The sequence below is a fragment of the Massilia sp. CT11-137 genome, from assembly GCF_047302885.1.
GTDB lineage: Bacteria > Pseudomonadota > Gammaproteobacteria > Burkholderiales > Burkholderiaceae_D > Telluria > Telluria orientalis.
In genome coordinates, this window is the sequence record NZ_JBKYMP010000001.1 from 26544 (window position 1) to 49604 (window position 23061).

General features: G+C 67.2%; 19 protein-coding genes and 1 riboswitch. Of the genes, 5 read left to right on the forward strand and 14 right to left on the reverse strand.

The genetic code is table 11. The features are described 5' to 3' along the window. Nucleotides 1–68: 68 nt before the first annotated feature. Nucleotides 69–1280: an AGE family epimerase/isomerase gene (locus ACEN98_RS00120; protein WP_413380446.1), complete on the forward strand. Its 1212-nt coding sequence runs from the start codon at nt 69–71 to the stop codon at nt 1278–1280. A gap of 1 nt (nt 1281) precedes the next feature. After that, on the forward strand, nt 1282–2202 hold the full coding sequence (locus tag ACEN98_RS00125) for a carbohydrate kinase family protein (RefSeq protein WP_413380448.1): 921 nt from the start codon (nt 1282–1284) through the stop codon (nt 2200–2202). On the opposite strand, the gene ACEN98_RS00130 is transcribed toward ACEN98_RS00125, so the two are convergent. The 5 genes from ACEN98_RS00130 to ACEN98_RS00150 all read right to left on the reverse strand — a co-directional run bounded on the left by ACEN98_RS00130 (nt 2203) and on the right by ACEN98_RS00150 (nt 8028). Continuing rightward, complete coding sequence (locus ACEN98_RS00130) at nt 2203–3432, reverse strand: maltoporin (protein ID WP_413380450.1); 1230 nt, start codon at nt 3430–3432, stop codon at nt 2203–2205. Between the two features lie 168 nt (nt 3433–3600). After that, nucleotides 3601–4512 (reverse strand): carbohydrate kinase family protein, encoded by a 912-nt coding sequence (locus tag ACEN98_RS00135; protein WP_413380452.1) that lies wholly within the window; start codon nt 4510–4512, stop codon nt 3601–3603. A 1-nt stretch (nt 4513) separates the two neighbouring features. Continuing rightward, nucleotides 4514–5542, reverse strand: a complete 1029-nt coding sequence (locus ACEN98_RS00140) for an ABC transporter permease subunit (RefSeq protein ID WP_413380454.1) — start codon at nt 5540–5542, stop codon at nt 4514–4516. 11 nt (nt 5543–5553) lie between these two features. Continuing rightward, a complete protein-coding gene (locus tag ACEN98_RS00145; RefSeq protein WP_413380456.1) occupies nt 5554–7062 on the reverse strand; it encodes a sugar ABC transporter ATP-binding protein in 1509 nt (502 codons plus the stop codon). A gap of 24 nt (nt 7063–7086) precedes the next feature. Next, complete coding sequence (locus tag ACEN98_RS00150; protein ID WP_413380459.1) at nt 7087–8028, reverse strand: substrate-binding domain-containing protein; 942 nt, start codon at nt 8026–8028, stop codon at nt 7087–7089. 302 nt (nt 8029–8330) lie between these two features. On the opposite strand from ACEN98_RS00150, the gene ACEN98_RS00155 reads away from it, so the two are divergent. Then, a complete protein-coding gene (locus tag ACEN98_RS00155; RefSeq protein ID WP_413380461.1) occupies nt 8331–9329 on the forward strand; it encodes a LacI family DNA-binding transcriptional regulator in 999 nt (332 codons plus the stop codon). A gap of 6 nt (nt 9330–9335) precedes the next feature. On the opposite strand, the gene ACEN98_RS00160 is transcribed toward ACEN98_RS00155, so the two are convergent. Continuing rightward, a complete protein-coding gene (locus tag ACEN98_RS00160) occupies nt 9336–9995 on the reverse strand; it encodes an N-acetyltransferase family protein (RefSeq protein WP_413336807.1) in 660 nt (219 codons plus the stop codon). A gap of 113 nt (nt 9996–10108) precedes the next feature. On the opposite strand from ACEN98_RS00160, the gene ACEN98_RS00165 reads away from it, so the two are divergent. Continuing rightward, a complete protein-coding gene (locus ACEN98_RS00165; RefSeq protein WP_413380464.1) occupies nt 10109–13165 on the forward strand; it encodes a two-component regulator propeller domain-containing protein in 3057 nt (1018 codons plus the stop codon). A 2-nt stretch (nt 13166–13167) separates the two neighbouring features. On the opposite strand, the gene ACEN98_RS00170 is transcribed toward ACEN98_RS00165, so the two are convergent. Genes ACEN98_RS00170 through ACEN98_RS00185 form a run of 4 tightly spaced genes read right to left on the reverse strand, consistent with a single transcriptional unit; the run spans nt 13168 to nt 18166 of the window. Continuing rightward, nucleotides 13168–14406 (reverse strand): multifunctional CCA addition/repair protein, encoded by a 1239-nt coding sequence (locus ACEN98_RS00170; RefSeq protein WP_413385925.1) that lies wholly within the window; start codon nt 14404–14406, stop codon nt 13168–13170. Nucleotides 14407–14411: 5 nt separating this feature from the next. Then, nucleotides 14412–15128 (reverse strand): glutathione S-transferase family protein, encoded by a 717-nt coding sequence (locus ACEN98_RS00175; protein ID WP_413336805.1) that lies wholly within the window; start codon nt 15126–15128, stop codon nt 14412–14414. 21 nt (nt 15129–15149) lie between these two features. Then, nucleotides 15150–16115 carry a complex I NDUFA9 subunit family protein gene (locus tag ACEN98_RS00180; RefSeq protein ID WP_413380467.1) on the reverse strand — a complete coding sequence of 322 codons (966 nt, stop codon included), beginning with the start codon at nt 16113–16115 and terminating at the stop codon, nt 15150–15152. A gap of 29 nt (nt 16116–16144) precedes the next feature. Further along, nucleotides 16145–18166: a transglycosylase SLT domain-containing protein gene (locus ACEN98_RS00185; RefSeq protein ID WP_413380470.1), complete on the reverse strand. Its 2022-nt coding sequence runs from the start codon at nt 18164–18166 to the stop codon at nt 16145–16147. A gap of 79 nt (nt 18167–18245) precedes the next feature. On the opposite strand from ACEN98_RS00185, the gene ACEN98_RS00190 reads away from it, so the two are divergent. After that, entirely contained in the window at nt 18246–18809 is a 564-nt protein-coding gene (locus ACEN98_RS00190) for a 5-formyltetrahydrofolate cyclo-ligase (protein ID WP_413380472.1), read from the forward strand. An 81-nt stretch (nt 18810–18890) separates the two neighbouring features. Here ACEN98_RS00190 and metF read toward each other — a convergent pair whose 3' ends face one another. The 4 genes from metF to metK form a co-directional block, all read right to left on the reverse strand. Next, nucleotides 18891–19724, reverse strand: a complete 834-nt coding sequence (metF, locus tag ACEN98_RS00195) for a methylenetetrahydrofolate reductase [NAD(P)H] (RefSeq protein ID WP_413380475.1) — start codon at nt 19722–19724, stop codon at nt 18891–18893. Continuing rightward, nucleotides 19711–20064, reverse strand: coding sequence for a phage holin family protein (locus ACEN98_RS00200; protein ID WP_160406869.1), 354 nt, complete (start codon nt 20062–20064; stop codon nt 19711–19713). The genes metF and ACEN98_RS00200 overlap by 14 nt, the downstream gene beginning before the upstream one ends. Before the next feature lie 90 nt (nt 20065–20154). After that, complete coding sequence (ahcY, locus tag ACEN98_RS00205) at nt 20155–21570, reverse strand: adenosylhomocysteinase (protein ID WP_413380477.1); 1416 nt, start codon at nt 21568–21570, stop codon at nt 20155–20157. Nucleotides 21571–21598: 28 nt separating this feature from the next. Then, nucleotides 21599–21669, reverse strand: a riboswitch (S-adenosyl-L-homocysteine riboswitch). Nucleotides 21670–21738: 69 nt separating this feature from the next. After that, nucleotides 21739–22908, reverse strand: coding sequence for a methionine adenosyltransferase (metK, locus tag ACEN98_RS00210; RefSeq protein ID WP_056134518.1), 1170 nt, complete (start codon nt 22906–22908; stop codon nt 21739–21741). Nucleotides 22909–23061 lie beyond the last annotated feature (153 nt).

Genomic DNA, 23061 nt, shown 5'->3' on the forward strand with positions numbered 1-23061 from the left:
CATATCGCATACGTCACTGACGCAAAATCGTTCCATCCACATCCCGATTTCACTCACCATAACCCACCATGCTTCCCGATTTCCATTCCCGTTCGACGCTGCTGCAGCACATCCGCCACACCCGCCAGTTCTACGACCCGCGCTGCGTCGACCCGAGCGGCGGCTTCTATCACTTCTACAAGGACGACGGCGCGATCTACGACGCGCGCACGCGCCACCTGGTAAGCAGCACCCGCTTCGTGTTTAATTTTTCGATGGCGTGGCGCCAGTTCCAGGAGCCGGCCGACCGCGAACGCGTGCTGCACGGCCTGCGCTTCCTGCGCGACGCGCACCGCAACCCCGAGACGGGCGGCTATGCCTGGACGCTGGACTGGAACGACGGACAGAAGAAAGTCACGGACGACACGAACCACTGCTACGGCCTGGCCTTCGTGCTGCTGGCGTACGCCCACGCGGTCATGGCCGGCGTCGACGAAGCGCGCGCCTGGCTGGACGAGACGTACGACCTGATGGAACGCCGCTTCTGGGAACCGGCGCACGGCCTGTACGCGGACGAAGCGAGCGGCGACTGGTCGACGCTGTACCCGTACCGCGGCCAGAACGCCAACATGCATGCGTGCGAAGCGATGCTGGCCGCGTTCGACGCGACGGGCGACACGAAATTCCTGTGGCGTGCCGAGACGCTCGCGCACAACATCACCGTGCGCCAGGCGGCCCTGTACGGCAACCTGGTCTGGGAACACTACAACAGCGACTGGTCCGTCGACCCGGACTACAACCGCGACGACAAGACGAACATCTTCCGCCCGTGGGGCTACCAGCCGGGCCACCTGACGGAATGGGCCAAGCTCCTCCTGATCATGGAAAGCCACAAGGACCAGATGGCCGGCCCGTGCGACTGGCTCGTGCCGCGCGCGCGCCAGCTGTTCGACGCGGCGCTGACCAAGGCATGGGACGCGAAGCACGGCGGCATCCATTACGGCTTCGGTCCGGAAAACGAAATCTGCGACGCCGACAAGTACTTCTGGGTGCAGGCCGAGAGCCTCGCCGCCGCCGCGCTGCTGGGCGCGCGCACGGGAGATAAAGCGTACTGGGACTGGTACGACCGCATCTGGGCCTACAGCTGGGAACATTTCGTCGACCACGAACACGGCGGCTGGTACCGCATCCTCGGCCCGGCGAACGAAAAGCTCACGGACGAGAAGAGCCCGGCCGGCAAGGTCGACTACCACACGATGGGCGCCTGCTATGAAGTATTGACCGTTCTCGTGAAGGACTGACATGGCGGACTTTCCCGTATTCGTCGCGGCAGGGGAAGCCCTGACCGACATGATTGTCGACGACGCCGGCGCCACGCGCTGGCACAGCGTGACGGGCGGCTCGACGTGGAACGTGGCGCGCGCGATGGCCAAGCTGGGCGCGCCCAGCGCCTTCGCCGGCGCCGTCAGCCGCGACGTGTTCGGCGACCAGCTGTGGCGCGCCACCCTCGACGCAGGCCTGGACGAGCGCTTCCTGCAGCGCCTGGACAAATCGCCGCTGCTCGCGATCGTGCACCGCCTCGACCCGCCCAGCTATTTCTTCGTCGGCGACGACAGCGCGGACCTGCATTTCGACGCCGCGCAGCTGCCGCAAGACTGGATGGGCGCCTGCCGCTGGGCGCACTTCGGCGGCATCAGCCTGGCGCGCCAGCCGCTGGCCGGCAAGCTCGTCGCACTGGCCGAAACGCTGAAGGCGCGGGGCGTGCGCATCAGCTACGACCCGAACTTCCGCGCGCTGATGGACGAGAACTACGACCCGACACTCCGGCGCATGACGGCCCTGGCCGACGTCGTGAAGGTCTCGGAAGAGGATCTCGTGGGCCTCCTCCGGACGGACGACGCCGATGCCGCCTTCGCGACGCTGCGCGGCTGGAACCCGGACGCCACCTATCTGTACACGAAGGGGGCGGCCGGCGCCTCGCTGCATACGCCGGCAGGATCGTGGGAGATGGCGGCGCCGCGCATCACGCCCGTGGACACGGTCGGCGCGGGCGATGCCAGCATCGCCGCGCTGGCGTGGAGCATGCTGCATGCGCCCGAACGCGATGGCCTCGCCCACCTGCGCTTCGCCGTGGCGGCGGGCGCCGCGGCCTGCCTCGCGGCCGGCGCCACGCCGCCGTCGCTGGCCGCCATCGATACCTTGCTGGCCGGGATGCACGCCTGATCACTTCCAGCAGTTTTCGTAGGTGACGCCGACGGTGAATCCGGACAGCGTCGTGCCATGGATGCCGTTCGCGGCCAGCGGATCGTTCATCCGCGCGGCCGCGCGCGCGGCCTCGTTCCAGCGCGCGTGCGTGACGAACAGGCGCAATTCCGGACGGTCGAAATAGCCGGGCTTCGACATCAGCGCGACGGCGCCCGTGACCTTGGTCAGCCGGCGCACGTCGCCGTTCTGCGGCGCCACGCGGTCATGGCCGATATCCGCCAGCAGTTTTATCCTGTCGGACAGCGCGTACGACATGCGGCCGCCGGCCGACGCCCACGTTTTTGCCTTGGCCGGATCGTGTGCCGTATCCCGTTGCCAGACGGCGATCAGTTCCCCGCCGAAGCGGCGCGTGACCTGCGCGTACCAGCTGTCGATGATGCGCAGCCGGTGCACGTCGTCGCCGCTCGTGATGTCGCCCGTCGCGCCATTGTCCGTGCCGGCGCCCGTGCCCCACTGGACCGCGAGACGGTTGTCGCCGGCGCCGTCCAGCACGCGCTGGCGGTGCTGCACCGTGATCATCGAACCGCCGTGATGATCGCGCTGGCCATCGCTGCGGATCAGCGCCAGGCCCAGTTCCAGCGTGCCGCCCGGATTCACGGGCACGCCGCGCAGCTGAACATCGTGGCGGTTCGCCGTGTCGCCGACGCGCATGATCGGCATCGTCTGCTGGTCGTCGTGCAGGTAGGCGTAGCTGAACTTCATGGGTCCCAGCGGCACGTCTTCGATGCCCACGCCCATGCCGGACGGGTTCCAGTACAGGAAGTCGTTGACGTTCGCGCCTTCGCGCTTGTAGTAGCGGCGCCCGATCCACAGCGCGGCGTCACCGAGTCCGCTCACGTGTTCGATGGCGAGATACGCTTGCGGCAGGCCGATCTTCCAGCCGCCCTGCGGCCGCCTTGCATTGTTCGACGCGGCCGCGTTGCCCAGGTTGAGCATGGCGTACGCCTTCACGTCCTCGCCGGCGTCGCCCTGCACGAGGTGCTGGCCCAGCAGCATCTCACCGTAGACGCCGCATTCATTACCCAAGCGGTACTTGGCGCCCGCGCCGGCCAGGCCGAAGCAGGTCTGGCCGCCGCCTTCGGAATTCGCGGCCGCGTTGGCGCGCAGGTAGTTTTGGACGTCCACGGCGGACGCAGGGAAGCAAAACGCGAGCGCGAGCAGCGCCGGCGCGATGGTTGGCATGCGCATGGTATCTCCTGATTGTTTTTATGGGCAAAGCGGATCCCGTCCGGCCGCGGCGCAGATGCCGCGGCAGGTCGACGGAACAGGATCGGATGACGGGTAGGGTAGGCACCCCGTGCCCACGCGTAACGTCGGCGATATGCCGGCCTTACGCGTGGGCGGAGGCCGCCCGCCCTACCGGAGCAAAGCTTCCACCTCGCATGCGGTGGGCGCATACGGCCCGGCATGCATGGCAGCCGTGGCGGCCACCGCCGCGATGCGCGCGAGCTGGCACGAAGGGCGCATCTCCGGATGGAGCAGCAGGCCCGTGATCCAGCCGGCCATCGACGCATCGCCGCAGCCGACGGTGTCGACGACGTCCACGCGGCGCGCGGGCGCATCGAGCACCTCGTCGCCGCGGATCAGCGACAGGCCATCGGCACCGCGCGTGTACAGGATCTCGGCATCGGGCGCCAGCGCGCGCAGCGCGGCCAGCGCGTCGCGCTGTTCGAAGCCCGGGAACAGACCTTCCAGGTCTTCGTCCGACACCTTGATGTGGCTGGCGAGACCCGCGATGAGTTCGAACGTGGGCCGGTACGCCGCGTCGCGCATCGCGTTGCGGAAGTTCGGGTCGAAGGCGATGCGCTTGCCGGCCTGGCGCGCCATCAGCGCCTGCTCCACGAGACGCCGCGCCAGTGGACCGCGCGCGAGCGCGAGGCTGCCCACGTGGATGAAGTCGGCCGCTTCCAGCCAGCCGTCCGGCAGCAGTTCGGGCCGGAAGTGCAGGTCCGCGCTGTTCTCGCCCAGGAAGACGTAACGGGGCGGATGGCGCGACGTCACCATCGCGATGAACGGCGGCGCCTCCACGCGCTGCAGGAAGCGTTCGTCCAGTCCGGCCGCGCGGCTGGCGTCCGCGATCTCGTCGCCGAAGGCATCCATGCTGACGGCGCCGGCATACCCCGTGTGCAGCCCGAGCCGGGCGCCGACGCGCGCAACGTTCCAGCACGAACCGCCGGGCAGCGAGCGCCACGTGCCGTCGTCCTGGCGGATCATGTCGGTGAGCGCTTCGCCGAAGACCACGTAGCGGGGGAGTCGTTGTGCTTGCATGTCAGTTCGCCTGTTGTTGATAACGCCATTTATCGAGCATCACGGCGAGCACGATGACCGTGCCCTTCGCCACGTACTGCCAGAACGAGGACAGGCCGAGGATCGTGAGACCGTTGTTGAGCAGGCCGATGATCAGCGCGCCGATCACGGTGCCCCAGATCGTGCCCACGCCGCCCATCAGGCTCGTGCCGCCGAGGACCACCGCGGCGATCGCATCGAGCTCGTAGCCCGAGCCCCAGTTGCCGTTCGCGCCATACAGGCGGCTGGCCGACATCGCGCCCGCGGTGCCGGCGCACAGGCCGGAGAACGCATAGACGAAGACGAGGACCAGGCCGACCTTGATGCCCGTGAGCCGCGCCGCCTGCGGATTGCCGCCGACCGCGTACACATGCATGCCCAGCACCGTGCGGCGCAGGATGAACCAGGCCACCAGCACGAGCGCGGCGGCGACCCACACGAGCCACGGCAGGCCGGCGAACGAATCGTTGCCGATCCATTCGAAGGTCGGGATCTCGCGGTTCAGGATCGTGGTGCCGTCCGCGAGCAGGTACGCCGTGCCGCGCAGCGCCGTCATCGTGCCGAGCGTGACGACGAACGGGTTGATCTTGAAGACGGCGGCGAGCGTGCCGTTCAGCAGGCCCATGCCGAGGCCCGCGAGCAGGAAGATCGGCAGCGACAGCGCGGGCGCGTGGCCCGGCAGCGACGCGATCATGCCCAGCACCGCGGACACCGCCAGCACGGAGCCGACGGACAGGTCGATGCCGCCCGTGAGGATCACGAACGTCATGCCCGTCGCCAGCACGAGGTTGATGGAACTCTGGCGCAGCACGTTCATCGTGTTGGCCGTCGTCGCGAAATTCGACACGCCGTCTTCGGCGAAGTAGCCGGTCAGGAAGTAGAACACGATGTACAGCGCGACGAGCACGGGCAGCATGCCCATCGTCGCGAACATGCGCGAAAAGGCCTGGCCGATGCCGCCGTGCGCGCTGGCACGCGGCGCCGTGGGAAGGGATGATTTGAGGGTCTGCATGATGTCGTCTCCTATGCGGCCTGGGCCTGGGTGGCCAGTGCCATGATGTTTTCCTGGGTGATGCGTTCGCCAAGCAGCTCGCCGGACAGCCAGCCTTCGCGCATGACGAGCACGCGGTCGCACACGCCGATGATTTCCGCCAGCTCGCTCGAGATGCACAGCACGGCCACGCCCGCATCCGCCAGCTCGTGGATGATCCGGTAGATCTCGTGCTTGGCGCCGATGTCGACGCCGCGCGTCGGCTCGTCGAGGATCAGCACGCGCGGCTTGATTTCCAGCCAGCGCGCGAGCAGCAGCTTTTGCTGGTTGCCGCCCGAGAGGCCGCCGATGATGCCGTCCGGCCCCGCGCCGCGCGCCGACAGTCTGGCAATCGCGCCGCGCGTGACGTCCAGCAGTTCCCCGCGCCGGAGTACCCCGCAGCGGGCATGCTTGCCGAGCACGTTCATCGTCACGTTCGCCAGCAGCGACTGTTGCAGGAACAGGCCCTGCCCCTTGCGGTCTTCCGGCACGTAGGCGATGCCGAGGCGGATCGCATCGCCCGGCGTGCGGATCGTCACTGCGCGGCCATCGACTTCAATCGCGCCGCCGGACAGAGGGTCCGCACCAAAGACCAGCCGCGCCAGCTCCGTGCGGCCGGCGCCGACGAGGCCCGCGAGGCCGACGATCTCGCCGGCGCGCACCTCGAGCGACACGGGATGCACCTTCGCACCGTGCACGTCGGTGAGCTTCAGGCGCACGGGGCCCGGCACGCGCCGCTGCGCGTGCTCGTAGAAGCCGTTGAGTTCACGGCCGACCATCATGCGCACGACCGTGTCCGGCGTCGCTTCGTCGCGCGTCAGTTCGCCGATCCACGTACCGTCGCGTAGCACGGTGACGCGGTCGGCCAGCATGCGCACTTCCGCCATGCGATGGCTGATGTAGATGATCGCGATGCCCCGTTCGCGCAGGGCGCGCATCACGTCGAACAGGCGCTCCGTCTCGCGCTCGGACAGCGCGGCCGTCGGCTCGTCCATGATCAGCACGCGGCTGTCGTGCACGAGGGCGCGGGCGATTTCGACCTGCTGCTGGTCGGCGATCGACAGGCCGCTCGCGAGACGGTTCGGCGCGAACGTGGCGCCGAGACTTTTCAATACCTCGGCCGCGCGCCGGTTCATCTGCGCCGTGTCGACGACGCCGAACCTGCCGCGCGGTTCCGCGCCCATGAAGATGTTCTGCGCGACCGTGAGATTGGCCGCGACAGACAGCTCCTGGTAGATCAGGTTGATGCCGCATGCGCGCGCATCGGCGGGACACCCGATGCGGACTGGCTTGCCGGCCACGCGGATCTCGCCGGCGTCCGGCTGGTACACGCCGGCGAGGATTTTCATGAGGGTGCTCTTGCCGGCACCGTTTTCTCCCATCAGCGCGTGGATTTCGCCGGGGCGGATGGTCAGCTGGACGCCGTCGAGCACCGTGACGGCGCCGAACCGCTTGCGGATGCCGGCGACCTCCAGCACGGGCGGTGGATGTAGTGTTGCCATGTCTCCTCCAATGAAGGGGATGTTTTAATGACTGGCCCAGCCCTTGTAGGCCAGTACGTTCTGCTTGGTGATTGCGGGGGTGGGAATCAGCACGACCGGGTTCGCGGGACGCTTGCCGTTCATGATCCCGTAGCCGATGTCGACGGCCAGCGTGGCCATCTTGTAGGGGTCTTGCGCGGTGGTGACGGCGAAGATGCTGTTCTTCGACCTGAGCGCCGCTTCCGCATCCGGCGCGCCGTCGACCGACGCGACCATCTGCACGTCCGCGCGGCCCGCCTGCTTGACCGCGAGTTCCGCGCCGATCGCGGACGGGTCGTTGATGGCGAAGACGGCATCGATGCGGCGGTGCGCGATCAGGAGGTTCGTCATCACTTCCATGCCGCCATCGAGGCTGCCCTTCGCGTCCTGGTTGTCGGACACGATGCGGATGCCGGTGCCGGCAAAGGCCTGCTTGCAGCCGGCCACGCGCGCGATCACGGCGGTGACGGGCGGACCGTTGACGATGACGACGTTGCCCTTGCCGTGCAGGCGAAGGGCGATGCGCTTGCAGGACTCGGCACCCGCCATCGTGTTGTCGGACATGATCGTCGCGTCCGCATTGTCCGCGCCGACGTCGACGGCGACCACCACGATGCCGGCATTGCGCGCCTTTTGCAGCACGGGCGCGATGCCTTTCGGATCGGACGCGTTGACGATGATGATGTCGACCTTGTTGGCGATGAAGTTCTCGATCTGGCCGACCTGGGTGTTCAGGTCGTACTTGCTGGAGACGGTGGTGACCTTGACCTTGTCGCCGCCGACCTTTTTCGCGGCGTCAAGCGCGCCCTTGCCGATGGCGACAAAGTAGGGATTGGCGAGGTCGCTGACGGCGACGCCGACGGACTTCAGCGGGCGCGCGGCGTGCGCCACGCCGGCCAGGGAGAAGGCGAATGCCGCGATGCACGCGAACACGGCGGATCTTTTCATGACGGTGTCTCCGAGCTGTTTTAGGTATGGGATACTGCCTGACGAAAGAACTTTACACGTGTCGACTTTTTGTCGTCAACAGATTTTTTACAAAATTTTTAATGGTTGAGTGACCACAACAACACGTGATCCACAGCGGGCGAATGGCGCATGTGCGAGGGGAATCCGCGCTCTTATTGCACGCAAGTATTTTTGCTATGATGGTGACGCGCCTGTCGGCGGGCGCCCACTTTACACGAGTCAACAAACTGATGAAAACAGCGCAAAATCCCCGTGGCCCTGCCTCTCGTGGCCCAGTGACCATGCACGACGTCGCCGCGCGGGCCGGCGTGTCGCGCGCCACGGTGTCGAAGTATTTCAACGACCGCGAGGGATTGAAGGCCGATACGCGGGCCCGCATCGAGCAGGCCTGCCGCGACCTCGAATACGTGCCCGACCCGCACGCCGTGAGCCTCGTGCGCGGGCGCTCGCGCATGGTCGGCGTCATCCTGCCGGTGGTGAACGAACCCTTTTTTGCCGAGGCGCTGCGCGCGATCGAGGCGAAGGCCAAGGCGCTGGGCATGGACGTGATCATCCAGTGCTCGTACAACGACCCGGCCGAGGAAGCGGCGGCGCTGATGACGATGCGGTCGATGAAGGTGGCGGGCGTGATCCTGACCGCGGTCGCGTCGACGGCGAACCTCGACCTGCTGCTGCGGCTGGAGCAGGAAATGCGCATCGTCTACATGGACAGCTACGTCCACGAAGACTGCAACTACGTCATGAACGACAACCGCCAGAGCATGGCGATGCTGACCCGCTACCTGCTGGGCCGCGGCCACCGTCCGGCCTACCTGGGCGCGCCGCCGGTCGCGCATCCGTCGCCGGAAGAACGGCTGGCCGGCTATCTGGACGCGATGACGGAAGCCGGCATGCAGCCGCACCTCGTGCCGGCCAGCACGCAACCGTCGTGGGATTTCGAAGCGTACGCGTTCCGCCACGTGCTCGACTGGCTCGCGAGCGGCGCGTGGAAGCGCGCCGGCGTCACGGCGCTCGCCTGCGGCACCGACAGGCTCGCCATCGGCGCGATGTCCGCGTGCCGCCGCTTCGGCCTCGAACCGGGCAAGGACCTCGCGATCGTGGGCCACGACGACCTGCCGATCTCCGCCTACCTCTACCCGCCGCTGACGACGTTCCGGCAGGACGTCGCGGCCATCGGCGTCGCGGCGATGGAATGCCTGCAGGCGCAGCTGGACGGCGCCGACGTGGCGCCGTACCGCAAGCGGTTTACGGGCGGATTGGTGCCGCGCGATTCGGCTTAGGAACGTTCAGCGCTTCGGCCGGAACCATTTGACGGCAGCGCGCGCATTGGCCTTGACCGTGTAATCGATCTTGGCGAACTGCTCTTCCAGCGCCTCCGCAAGCACGCTGCCCGGGCTGGGCGGCGGCAGGTGCAGGTGGGCGTCCGCTTCTCCGTATTCGCGGCGGATCTCCATGCCGGCCTTCTTCGCAATGTGCATCATCGTGCGGTTCGACGACAGGCACTGCATGTACAACGTGTCGACGTCGGAATTGCGGCAGTGGATGGCGGCCCGTTCGAACAGCCGCGTGCCGACGCCCTGCCCCCGCGCGGATGCCGAGACGGAGACACCGAACTCGGCCACCTTTTCCTTGTCCGTGTAATGGATGCTGTCCGGATGCGCCTCGCGCGACGTGAACGCGAGGTGGCCGACGCCCACGAGCTGGAACCGCCCGTTGTAGACGCCGAACACGATGTCCTTCGAAAAATCGAGTTTCGCGACATACGCTTCGATCAGCTCGTCCGGCAACACGCTGCCGAAGCGCAGCAGGCGGTCGTCGCGGTCGAGGGCCAGGAAGTGGCGCAGGATCCGCCGCCGGTCGCGCCTGGCCAATGCCTTGACCAGCACGGCCTGACCCTTCTTCTTGATCAGGTGGTTCAGCCAGCGGCGGAGTGGATGGTCCTGCATGGGCGCTCTATTCTTGCGTCGATACAACAGAATTTGATCACTTATCGCTGCGAACGGGATACCAAGGGTAAAGCGGCATATACTTGATTCTAAAGAGAAATCGAGAGTGTCGCATGCCATTTTTTCGCCAGGCCCTGCCCTGCCTGATCTTCTGGATGAGCGCGCTGCTCGCGTTTCCGTCCACCGCAGCCAACGCAGATGCATCCGCAGCCTGGCAACCATTTTCTCATGTCTCGTTCCGGCATCACACCGAAGAAGCGCTGCGTTTCGGCACGTCTCTCGCCCAGGATCGCGACGGTTTCCTGTGGCTGGGTACGCAGACCGGCCTGGTTCGCTGGGACGGTTTCCGGGTGCGGCGCTATGTGGCCGATCCGGCGCGGGAAGGTAGCCTGCCGGACGGCTATATCCAGAGCGTGCACGTGGACGCGGGCGGCCGCCTGTGGATCGGTACGAGCGCGGGCGGCCTGGCGCGCTACGACGCGGCGCGCGATCGCTTCACCGTCATCCCGGCCGGCCCGGGCGGCCTGGGCCATGCACGCGTCTCCAGCATCGTCGACGACGGTGCCGGCGGCATCTGGGTCGGCACCGGCGCGGGACTGGGACGCGTCGACGCCGCCGGCAAGGTGCATGCCGCCGCCAGCGGCGCCCCGCAGCTGGCCGCATCCGTGCTCGCACCGGATGGGGTGGACGTGCTGTTGCGCGACCGCCAGGGCGGTCTCTGGATCGGCACCCGCGAGGGCCTGTTCTACCGGTCCGGCGACCACGACCGGCTGGAGGTCGTGCACCTGGGGCTGCCGGCGCCGAACGAACCGTCGATCAACGCCTTGTACCAGGACAGCGCGGGGCGCGTATGGATCGGCACCCGCACCCATGGCGCCTTCGTCATCGCCACGCGGGGCGCGGCGCCCCGTCCCATCGTGGAAACGGGTCCGCAGCCCGCCTTGCAGGGCGAGCGCGTGTTCGCGATCGTGCAAAAGGATGACGACGTCGTCTGGCTCGGCACGGAGAGCGGCGGCATCGTCGAGGTCGACGTGCGCCAGGGCACGACGCGGCGCCTGCGCTACCGCGGCGATGTGCCGGACAGCCTGCGCAGCGACGAGATCCTCGCCATGCTGCGCGAGCGCGGCGGCCAGATCTTCGTTGCCACCGGCGGCACCCTGAGCCAGCACGATCCCCTCCCGCGCGGCATCGTGACGGTGCGGACGATCGGCAGCATTACCGGCCTCAACATTTATCATCTGCTGCCCCGCCCGGACGGCAAGGTATGGCTGAGCGTTCCCGGCGGTGGCGTGAGCATCGTCGAGCCGCACACCGGCGCGCTGGCCGAGATCAGGGCGGACGCCGATGCCCTGCCCAAGGGCCGGGTGCTCGCCATGGCGAATGCGCCGGACGGCAGCGTCTACATCGGCACCCAGCAAGGCCTGTATCGCAGCGACGGCACCGGGCGTACCGTACGGCACGTCGAGATTGCGGGCCGCCGTCCCGACGCGTCCGTCTGGGCCCTGGCATGGCGCGACGGTCTCCTGTGGCTGGGCGGGCTCGACGGGGCATGGGCGGTGCGGCCGTCCTCCGCCGGGCCGGCGACCGTGTTGCGCCACGAAGACGAGGCGCTGGGCGACCGCCGCGTCACCGCCCTGCTGCCGCTCGCGGACGGCAGCGTGTGGATCGGCACCCGGCGCGGCGTCGTGCGGCTGGACCGGGACGGCACGACGGTGGAGCGCCTGCCGACCGACAACGCCGACCGCACGCGCGTGCCGAACGGCTTCGTCTCGTCCCTGCTCGTCGACCGCACGGGCCGCCTGTGGGTGTCCTCGTTCGGCAACGGCGTCGCCATCCTCGATCGCACCGATGCCGGCGGGCGCCGCTGGTTCCGGCGCCTGACGACGGCCGACGGCCTGCCCGACAACAGCGTCAACATGCTGGTACAGGACCGCAGCGGGCAGATCTGGCTGAGCACCGACCTCGGCCTGGCCGGCGTGCACCCCGACACCCTGCAGGTCCGCCGGCTGGGTGAGGCCGACGGCGCCCACGTGCCGAGTTACTGGACCAGCTCGGGCGCGCTGGGGGCGGACGGCGAGGTGCTGTTCGGCGGTTTCACCGGCCTCTCCGTCGTATTCCCCGACCGGCTGGACACCCGCCGTCCCCTGCCCCCGCTCGCCATCACGCAACTGATGCTCGGTGGGCGTGCGATCCGTGCGCTTGCGCCGGTTGCATCGGGCCGCGAGCCCGCCGCGCTGACCGTCACGCCCGCCGATCGCGAACGCGGTTTCGCGGTCGAGTTCGCGACCCTGGATTACATGCCGGCCGAGCACCGCCACTACGCCTACCAGCTCGAAGGCTTCGACACCGGATGGATCGAAGCCGACACGACCGTGCGCCGTGCCAGCTACAACAACCTGCCGCCAGGGAACTACCGCCTGCGCGTGCGTGCCTCCGGTAACAGCGACGATACCGTCAACCTGGAGCTGCCGGTCCGCGTCCTCCCCGCCTGGCACCAGCTGGCCTGGGTGCGGGCAATGGGTGCGATCGCCGTGCTGGGCATCCTTGCCGCCCTGATGCAGGCCCGCACGTCGCTGCTGCGCCGGCGCCAGCGCGAGCTGGAGGCCGTGGTCGCCAGCCGCACCGCCGAGCTGCGCGCCACCCAGCTGAAACTGGAAACCATGGCCTACAACGACGCGTTGACGGACCTGCCCAACCGGCGCCGCTTCAACGACGAACTGCAGCGCCTGGCCGCCCTCGGCCGGCGCGGCGGCGACCCGTTCGCGCTGCTCCTGATCGACCTGGACCGCTTCAAGCACATCAACGATACGCTCGGCCACGATGCGGGCGACGCGCTGCTGGTCGCGGCGGCGGAGCGCCTGCGTGCGGCCGTGCGCCAGACCGACTGCGTGGCGCGGCTGGGCGGCGACGAATTCGCCGTCCTGCTGACGCCGGCCAGCGACGCCATCGTGGGCGACGTGGCCCAGCGCATCGTCGATTCGATGCGCGCTCCGATCGCGTTCGGCGCCCACGACATGCGCGTCAGCGCCAGCGTCGGCGCCGCCGTGGCCTGGCGGGACGGTGTGGACACCGACGCCCTGTACAAGAACGCCGATACGGCGCTGTACTGCGCCAAGGAAGCGGGCCGCGACACGTGGTGCAGGTTCGGGGCCGACACCGCGGCGGCCTAGGTTCAGTCGCGCACGTCGCCCAGCGCCGCCTTCACGGCGCTCACCCGCGCGGCGTGCACGGCTTCGGGGATTTTTTCGCGGTTCTCGGCGTAGCGCGCCGCCACCTCGCCCGCGTTCACGCCGCGCGCCGCGTCCAGCGCGCGCAGCAGCCAGGGCGCCTGCGGATAGGCGCGGCTGCGCATCTCATGTCGTTCGTCGCCGCGCCCGCGCGCATCGCATTCGGACGCCAGCAGCATGTGCGCGAAGCGGTCCGGCTTGCGGAACGCGTCGCAGCGTTCGAACAGGGTCACGATCGTGTTCGGCCGCAGGTCGAGCGCGCGGCTCACGTTGCCGTGCTCGCGCGCCGTCATCACGGCCAGGTCGCGACAGTCCGTCGGCACGCGCAGGCGCTTGCTCAGTTCCGTGATCAGGCGCGGCCCCATGCCTTCGTGGCCATGGTGCTTGGGCCAGTGTTCGGGCGGCGTTGACCCTTTACCCAGGTCGTGCATGAGCGCGGCAAAGCGCACGGGCAGGTCGTAGCCCTGTTCGGCTGCGTAATCGATCACGAGCATCATGTGCACACCCGTGTCGACTTCGGGATGGTGCAGCGGCGGCTGCGGCACGCCCCACAGCGCATCGAGCTCGGGCAGGATGCGCGCCAGCGCGCCGCAGTCGCGCAGCACGGCCAGCATGCGCGACGGCTTTTGCTCCATCAGCCCGCGCGAGAGTTCCTGCCACACGCGCTCCGGCACGAGCGCATCCACCTCGCCCGCCTCGACCATCTGGCGCATCAGCGCGAGCGTCGTGTCGGCCACCGTGAATGCCGGGAAGCGCGCGGCGAAGCGGGCCAGGCGCAGGATGCGCACGGGGTCTTCGGCGAACGCGGGCGACACGTGGCGGAACACGCGGTCCCGCAGATCCTGCAAGCCGCCGTACGGGTCGACGATGGTGCCGTCCTCGGCGCGCGCCATCGCATTGATCGTCAGGTCGCGCCGGATCAGGTCGTCTTCGAGCTTGACGTCGGGGGCGGTGTGGAACACGAAGCCGTGGTAGCCCGGCGCCGTCTTGCGCTCGGTGCGCGCGAGCGCGTATTCCTCGTGCGTCTGCGGGTGCAGGAACACGGGGAAATCCTTGCCGACGGGCCGGAACCCCTTGGCGATCATGTCCTCGGGCGTGGCCCCGACGACGACCCAGTCGTGGTCCTGCACGGGCAGCCCCAGCAGCTCATCGCGGACGGCGCCGCCGACGACGTACGCCTGCATCGTCATCAGTCCGGCAACTCGTCTTCGTGCAGGCCGGCGATTTCCGTTTCGGCCATCGCTTCCTCGACCCAGCGCGCGACGGCCGGGTGCGCGAGCACGCGCGTGCAATAGGCCTGCAGCGCGGGCGCCAGCGCCACGCCATAGGTCTGGAAGCGCGTGACGACGGGCGCGAAGAACGCGTCGGCGATGGAGAAATCGCCGAACAGGAAGTTGTGGTGGCCGAAGCGGGACAGGCACTCTTCCCAGATCTCGCAGATGCGGCCGATGTCGGCCTGGGCGCCCGGCGTGCGGCCGCGGCCCGGCAGGCGCGCCTTGATGTTCATCGTCATCGCGGTGCGCAGGTCGCCGAAGCCGGAATGCATCTCGGCCACGACGGAGCGGGCCAGCGCGCGGGCGGCCACGTCCTGCGGCCACATATGCTTCTCAGGAAATTGCTCTGCTACGTATTCGCAGATGGCGAGACTGTCCCAGATGGTCATCTCGCCGGCCAGCAGCACGGGCACGCGGCCGGAAGCCGAATACTGCGCGATGTTGGTGGCCGTGTCCGGCTGGTCGAGCAGGACGCGCACTTCCGTGAACGGGATGCCGGCGGCGACGAGCGCCACCCAGGGGCGCATCGACCACGAAGAGTAATTCTTGTTGCCGATGACCAGGGTCAGGCCGGCCTGGCGTGCGTTGTCGAGGGTCTGCGTCAATGTCGGGTCGAGTTCGAGAGTCTGCATGGTGTGGCGTGATCGTTGAGGTCAGCGCCCGGCACGGGCGCGCAGGACATCGAGTCCGCCGGGCGGCGCCAGGTACTGCGGCGCGACGGCCTCGAGCGCCGTGAGCTTGATTCCCAGCGCCGCTGTTGTCAAGACTTTATTGTCCCTGGACGGCTGGAGCACATTGTCGACCTTCATCGAATCGAGATTGTCGCGCGTGATGACGGGCTCGCCCGGCAGCAGCTCGAACAACATCGCCTGCAGCCGCGCGAGCGCATCCGGCAAGGCGATCACTTTGCGCTCGTGCCCCGCATAGCGCCCCGCCAGCCGCACCAGTTCCGCCAGCTCGTAGACTTGCGGCCCACCCAGTTCATAGGTGAGGCCGGCCGTGTGCGGATCGAGCAGCGCACGCACGAACGCCTCGGCCACGTCGCCCACGTACACGGGCTGGAAGCGCGCATGCGCGCAGGCGAGCGGGACGACGGGCAGGTGGCGCTGCAGGCGCGCGAACATGTTGAGAAATTTATCTTCCGGGCCGAACACGACGGACGGCCGGAAGATCGTCGCCGCGACGCTGGGCTGGCTCGCCGCGGCCGCCTCGCCATCGGCCTTCGAGCGCTGGTACATCGAGGGTCCGTTGCGGGCAGCCCCCAGCGCGCTCATGTGCAGGTAGCGCGGCACGCCTTCGATCGCGCAGGCGGCGGCGATGCGGTGCGGCAAATCGACGTGGGCCCGGCGGAAGTCCGGCCCGTACGGGCTGCCGCGGCGCGAGTGCAAGATGCCGACCAGGTTGATGACGGCATCGCGCCCGGCCACGAGCTTGCGAAGCGCCGTGTCGTCGTAAGGATCCGCCGGCACGATGTCGACGCCCAGCGGCATCAGGTGCATCGCGTGGCTTTCGTGCCGCGTGGGCACGACGATGTCGATGGCGTGCTCGGACAGCCTGGCCGCCAGGTGGCTGCCGATGAATCCGGTCCCGCCGAACAATACGACCGATTGCGCGTGCATGCTGTCCTCCTGCTCGTTGTTCGCTCTCCTTACGGGAGGCCGATGCCCCCGCCGCGCGGCGTGATCGTACCCAGGCGCGCCTTGAGCGATTGCGGACGCTTGTCGAACAGCGCGGCATAGTTCGTCGCGTTCGACATCACGTTGCGCACGTAGGTTCGCGTTTCCTCGAACGGGATCGACTCGACGAACACCGCCCCTTCCATCGGCGCCGTCAACAGCCCGCGCCACGTGCGCGCGCGCCCCGGTCCGGCGTTGTACGCGGCCGTCGCCAGCACCTGCGAGCCTTCCGCACTGTTCAGCACCATGTTCAGGTAATTGGTGCCGAGCACGATATTCGTCCGGATATCGCTGAGCATGCCGTGGCCGTAGTCCGTCAGCCCGATCTTTTCCGCCACCCACTTGCCGGTCGACGGCATCACCTGCATCAGCCCGGACGCGCCCACGCCCGACTGCGCATCGGAGACGAAACGCGATTCCTGGCGGATCAGGCCATAGACCCAGGCCTGGTCCAGGCCGAGGCCCTGCGCCGTCGGGTGCAGAATGTCGTTGTGCGGCGCCGGGAAGCGCTGGGTGTAGTCGAACTCGGTGCGCGTGCGTTCGGACGTGGACAGCATGCGGTCGAGGATATCGTTCTGGCGCGCGAACTCGGCGGCGGCGAGCAATTGCCGTTCCGTGAATCCGGTGAGCGCCCAATTCCATTCGCGCGTGCCTTCGAAACGCATGCGCATCGAAAAGAATTTCAAGGCGCGCTTGAAGCCGGGGTTCGCGGCCACCTGCGCCAGCTCGGCCGGCGTGGGCGGCGCGGCGCTGGGCGGGATGCTGATCTGCATGCCCAGCTCTTCCATCGCCAGCTGGCCATAGAAACTGTTCTGGTCGGCGATGCCGCGGTACAAGGCCTGCGCATCCTCGCGCCGGCCTTCGGCCTGCAGCGCGCGGCCCAGCCAGTACGTCCAGGCGGGCTCGTCGTGCTGCTGCGGCGGCATCGCCTCGATCGTCGCACGCACCGTCTTCCAGTCGCCGCGGCGCAGCGCGATGCGCGTCTTCCACTCCAGCTGGTTCCACGTCAGCGGCGCCCCTTCGGCCTTCTTCCAGTCGTCGTACGCTTCGGGCGCCAAGGTCAGCGACGCGGCCAGCGCGATGTTCGCCCAGCCGATCGCCCTTTCCTCGGCCGACAGTTTCGATGCGTTCCTGTTGAGCGCCACCGTCGCCAGTTTCAGGCTCGTGCGCGCCATGCGGCCGATGGCGACGAGGTAGATCTCATGGTCGGCGCGCGTGCTGCCGATGCCGCGCGCCATTGCCACGGCCGGCAGGTCGACGGCCTGCGCGGCACGCGTGTCGGACGCACCCAGCAGCAGCGCCGTGCGGCGCGACGGCCCCGTCGCATGCATCTCGCCGGCCAGGCGCAATTGCGCCAGCAAATCATTGTTCGTGAACTGGCCGGACTGGACGAGCTGGTTGACGAGCGCGGCGCACGCTTCGCCATACATCGGCGGATTGTCGAGCAGCACGCGTGCCTCGGCCGCCACGTTTTGTCCCTTCGACGCGCGCGACAGCAAGGCGTAGCACTTGACCTGATAGTCGTCCTTCTTGACGAACAGGGGCAGCTCGCGGTCGAAATTGACCCAGTCGCGCTTGCGGCCGAGTTCCAGCAGCCAGTCGTTGCGCAGGCGGTCGGCGATGGCGCTGCCTTCGTAACGTTTCAGGAAATCCAGTATTTCCTCGTTGGAAGCGTCGCGCAGCCGCGGTTTGAGCCGATAATAGTCGACGTACGACGGAATCGCGTAGTCCGGCAGCCGGGCCGCCAGCGCCGCGGCTTTATCGGCATCGTTCTTGCGGGCGGCGTCGCGCAGTTGCGCGAAGATCTCGTCCTGCTCGCGGCTGGCATCTGCCTGCGGTCCGGGCGCGACGACCGGCGCAGGCACCGCGGTGGGCGCAGCGGGTGCGGGGGGTGCCGTCCCTGGCGACACGGCCTGGGCCGCGACAGCGGACGACGCGAGGAAGAGCAGGCTGGAAGCGGCCGCGACGGCGCCGGCTAACAGTGTCTGCGACATCGATAATGCGATATTCAATGTAGGCTTCATTTCATCCATGACCGGCGATTCAAGAATACCATGCCCCTCGAGCCCGAGCGTGGCGGACGAGAAACAGGCGGCAAAATCGGCATTGCGCAAGGCGCTCAGGACTGCACGTGGGGGGCTTGATCCCGCAATCAAGGTCCAGTGGGATGCACACATCGGCGCACAGGTCGTTGCGTGGTGGAGATTGCGCCAGGTAAGTGTCATCGGTGTGTACTGGCCGCTGGTCGGCGAGCCCGACCTGCGCGCCGCATACGCGGAGCTGCACCAGGCGGGCGTGCGCCTGGCGCTGCCCGTCGTGATGGAACGCGATGCGCCGCTGACGTTCACGGAGTGGACGCCCGGCGAAGCCATGTTGCCGGACGAAGCCGGCGTGCAGGTCCCGGCCCAGCTGCGCTTCATCGAGCGCCCGCCGGCCCTGCTGATCCCCTGCCTCGGCTTCAATGCCGACGGGTATCGCCTCGGCTATGGCGGCGGCTACTACGACCGCACCCTGGAACAGCCGCCGCGCCCGCACACGTTGGGGATTGCCTACAGTAATCAGGAAGCCCAGTTCTCGCATGCGCCGCACGACGTGCCGCTGGACGTGATCGTGACGGAAACCACCCACGTCACCTGAGCGATCGAGTGATCATTCGATACGCGCAGGGGTGGCACGCCGTGCCCACGCGGAGGTTCGCGTGAGTATCGGCGTGCTTGTTCAGGCGCCGATGATGCGCTGCCAGATCGCGGTCGTGGCCGCCGCCTGGTTCATGGTGTAGAAGTGCAGGCCGGGCGCGCCGCCGGCGAGCAGTTTCTCGCACAGGCCGCTGACGACGTCCAGGCCGAACGCCTTGATCGACGCGGAATCGTCGCCGAAGCTGGCCAGCTTCAGACGGATCCAGCGTGGAATCTCGGCGCCGCACATGTCGGAGAAACGCATCAGCTGCGTGTAGTTCGTGATCGGCATGATGCCGGCCACGATGGGCACGTCCACGCCCAGCTTGTGCGCATTGTCGACGAACTGGAAGTACGCGTCCGGATTGTAGAAGTATTGCGTGATCGCGGCATTCGCACCGGCCTGCACCTTGCGGACGAAGGCTTGCAGGTCGTCCTGCGGCGACTTGGCCTGCGGGTGCATTTCCGGATACGCAGCCACCTCGATGTGGAACCAGTCGCCCGTTTCCTGGCGGATGAACTCGACGAGGTCGCTGGCATAGCGCAGTTCGCCTGCGCCACCGTAGCCGCTTGGCAAGTCGCCGCGCAGCGCCACGAGACGGCGGATGCCCTTCTCCTTGAATTCCTGCAAGATCGCGCGGATCGATTCGCGCGTGCCGCCCACGCACGACAGGTGCGGTGCGGCATCGTGGCCTTCGGCCAGGATCTCGAGGACGGTGGACAGCGTGCCGTGCTGCGTGCTGCCGCCGGCGCCGAACGTCACGGAGAAATATTTTGGATTCAGCTCGGCCAGCTTCTGCCGGGCCACGCGCAGCTTGTCCGCACCCTCGGGCGTCTTGGGCGGGAAAAACTCGATACTGATGTTAGGGGTTTCCATCTTTGTTGAGTAATAAGGTAGAAAGCGCCCACGAAATGACACTGTACAAGATCGCCGCCAGGAACGCGGACCAGAACCCCGCCACGTGAAAGCCCCCGACGAGGTGCGCGACCAGCCAGAACAGCAGTGCGTTGATCACCAGGATGAACAGGCCGAGCGACACGACCGTCACGGGCAAGGTCAGCACGACGAGCAAGGGACGGATGATCGTGTTCACGAGACCCAGGACGAGGGCCGCCACGAGGGCGGCACCGACGTTGTCGACCGTTACCGAATGCATCAGGTAAGGCAGGGCCATCAGGGCTGCCGCATTGATCAGCCAGGTCAGGAGCAGGCGCATGTTGTGTCTTTCGTGAGAGGTTGTCCAGCACACCTCCGCCGACGATGGAATCCGGCGGACGTGCATCAGTTCACGGAAGAGCTTACCAGATCAATAACGGTAATGTTCCGGCTTGTACGGGCCTTCCTTGCTCACCGAGATGTAGGCGGCCTGCTCTTCGGTCAGCTCGGTCAGCTGGGCGTTGAGCTTCTTCAGCTGCAGGCGGGCGACTTTTTCGTCCAGCTTCTTCGGCAGCGTGTACACGCCGACCGGGTAGGCGGCGGTATTGGTGAAGAGTTCGATCTGGGCGATGGTCTGGTTCGCGAACGACGAGCTCATCACGTACGACGGGTGACCCGTGCCGCAGCCCAGGTTCACGAGGCGGCCTTCGGCCAGCAGGATGATGCGTTTGCCATCCGGGAAGATAATGTGGTCGACCTGCGGCTTGATGTTTTCCCACTCGTACTTACGCAGCGCGGCGACTTCGATTTCGTTGTCGAAGTGGCCGATGTTGCAGACGATCGCCTGGTCCTTCATGCGCAGCATGTGCTGCTCGGTGATCACGTGGTAGTTGCCCGTGCAGGTAACGAAGATGTCGCCGTGTTCGGCGGCCTGGTCCATCGTCACGACGCGGTAGCCTTCCATTGCGGCCTGCAGTGCGCAGATCGGGTCGATCTCGGTAACCCAGACCTGGGCCGACAGCGCGCGCAGCGCCTGGGCCGAACCCTTGCCGACGTCACCATAACCGGCCACGACGGCGACCTTGCCGGCGACCATCACGTCGGTCGCGCGCTTGATGCCGTCGACCAGCGATTCGCGGCAGCCGTACAGGTTGTCGAACTTCGATTTCGTCACGGAGTCGTTGACGTTGATGGCCGGGAACGCCAGCTTGCCGTCCGCGTGCATCTGGTACAGGCGGTGCACGCCGGTGGTGGTCTCTTCCGTCACGCCCTTGATCTGCGGCAGGCGCTTCGAGTACCACTGCGGATCGATGGCCAGGCGGCCCTTGATGGCGTTGAACAGGCAGATTTCTTCTTCCGAACCCGGCTTGTCCAGCACCGAGATGTCCTTCTCCGCGCGCACACCCAGGTGCAGCAGCAGCGTGGCGTCGCCGCCGTCGTCCAGGATCATGTTGGCGTAGACGTCATCGCCCCATTCGAAGATGCGGTGGGTGTAGTCCCAGTACTCGTCCAGCGTCTCGCCCTTGACGGCGAACACGGGCGTACCGACCGAGGCGATGGCGGCAGCAGCGTGGTCCTGCGTCGAGTAGATGTTGCACGAGGCCCAGCGCACTTGCGCGCCGAGGGCTTCCAGCGTGCGGATCAGCACGGCGGTCTGGATGGTCATGTGCAGCGAACCGGCAATGCGCGCGCCCTTCAGCGGCTGCGCGGCCGCGTATTCGTCGCGGATGGCCATCAGGCCCGGCATTTCGGTTTCGGCGATGCGGATTTCCTTCTCGCCCCACGAGGCGAGGCCGATGTCGGCAACGAGGTAGTCCTGGGTGGTGTCTTTGAGTACGGCGCTCATCACGCCCTCCTTTCAAGTTAAGAAAAAAGTAACGTGAGCGCGGTGTTGATATCCGAGCCTGGCGAGATGGGGAATCTCGTCGCAACGCTCCTCGGAATTTACAAGTGTAGCACGGTGGGCAGGTGTCTGCCCACCGGCAACGGGCGTTTTTGCAACGCCCGTTGGGTGTTACGCGAGACCGGCTTCGGCGCGCAGCAGCGCGGCCTTGTCGGTGCGCTCCCACGTGAATTCCGGCTCTTCGCGGCCGAAGTGGCCGTAGGCGGCCGACTTGGTGTAGATCGGGCGCAGCAGGTCGAGCATCTGCACGATGCCTTTCGGGCGCAGGTCGAAGTGTTCCATCACCAGTTCGGCGATCTTCTCGTCCGAAATGACGCCCGTGCCTTCCGTGTAGACCGTGATGTTGATCGGACGGGCCACGCCGATCGCGTAGCTGACCTGCACCTGGCACTGGCGCGCCAGGCCGGCGGCCACGACGTTCTTGGCCACGTAGCGGGCGGCGTAGGCGGCCGAGCGGTCGACCTTGGACGGATCCTTGCCGGAGAACGCGCCGCCGCCGTGCGGTGCGGCACCGCCGTAGGTGTCGACGATGATCTTGCGGCCGGTCAGGCCGCAATCGCCCTGCGGACCGCCGATGACGAAGCGGCCGGTCGGGTTGACCAGGTAACGGGTGTCCTGCAGCCATTCGCGCGGCAGCACCGGCTTGATGATCTCCTCGATCACCGCTTCCTCGATCTGGCTGTGGCTGACTTCCGGCGCGTGCTGGGTCGACAGCACGACGGTGTTCACGGACACCGGGCGGCCGTTGACGTAGCGCAGCGTGACCTGGGACTTGGCGTCCGGGCGCAGCCACGGCAGGCGGCCGTCCTTGCGCAGTTGCGACTGGCGCTCGACGAGGCGGTGCGCGTAATAAATAGCGGCCGGCATCAGTTCCGGCGTCTCGTCGCACGCATAGCCGAACATCAGGCCCTGGTCGCCCGCGCCCTGGTCGAGGTCGAGGCCGGCGCCTTCGTCCACGCCCTGGGCGATGTCCGGCGACTGCTTGTCGTAGGCGACCAGCACGGCGCAACCTTTATAGTCGATGCCGAAGTCGGTGTTGTCGTAACCGATGCGCTTGATGGTATTGCGTGCAACTTGAATATAATCGACGTTTGCGTGCGTCGTGATTTCACCGGCCAGGACGACCAGACCCGTGTTGCACAGGGTCTCGGCAGCCACGCGCGCGCGCGGATCCTGTTCCAGGATGGCGTCGAGGATGGCGTCGGAAATCTGGTCGGCGACTTTGTCCGGGTGGCCTTCAGAGACGGACTCGGAAGTGAAGAGGTAGTCGTTGGAAGACATTAAGGCTCCTGATACTGTTGTAAAAATTGCCGCAGCACCAAGGCCTGCGACGCTTTAGCGAGATTTATATTCCGCTTCGCAAGTTGTCATTAACTCCGCGGATGCTACAAAGTGGTATTTTACGCTCCTCCAAAAATTCTGGCACAGCAACCC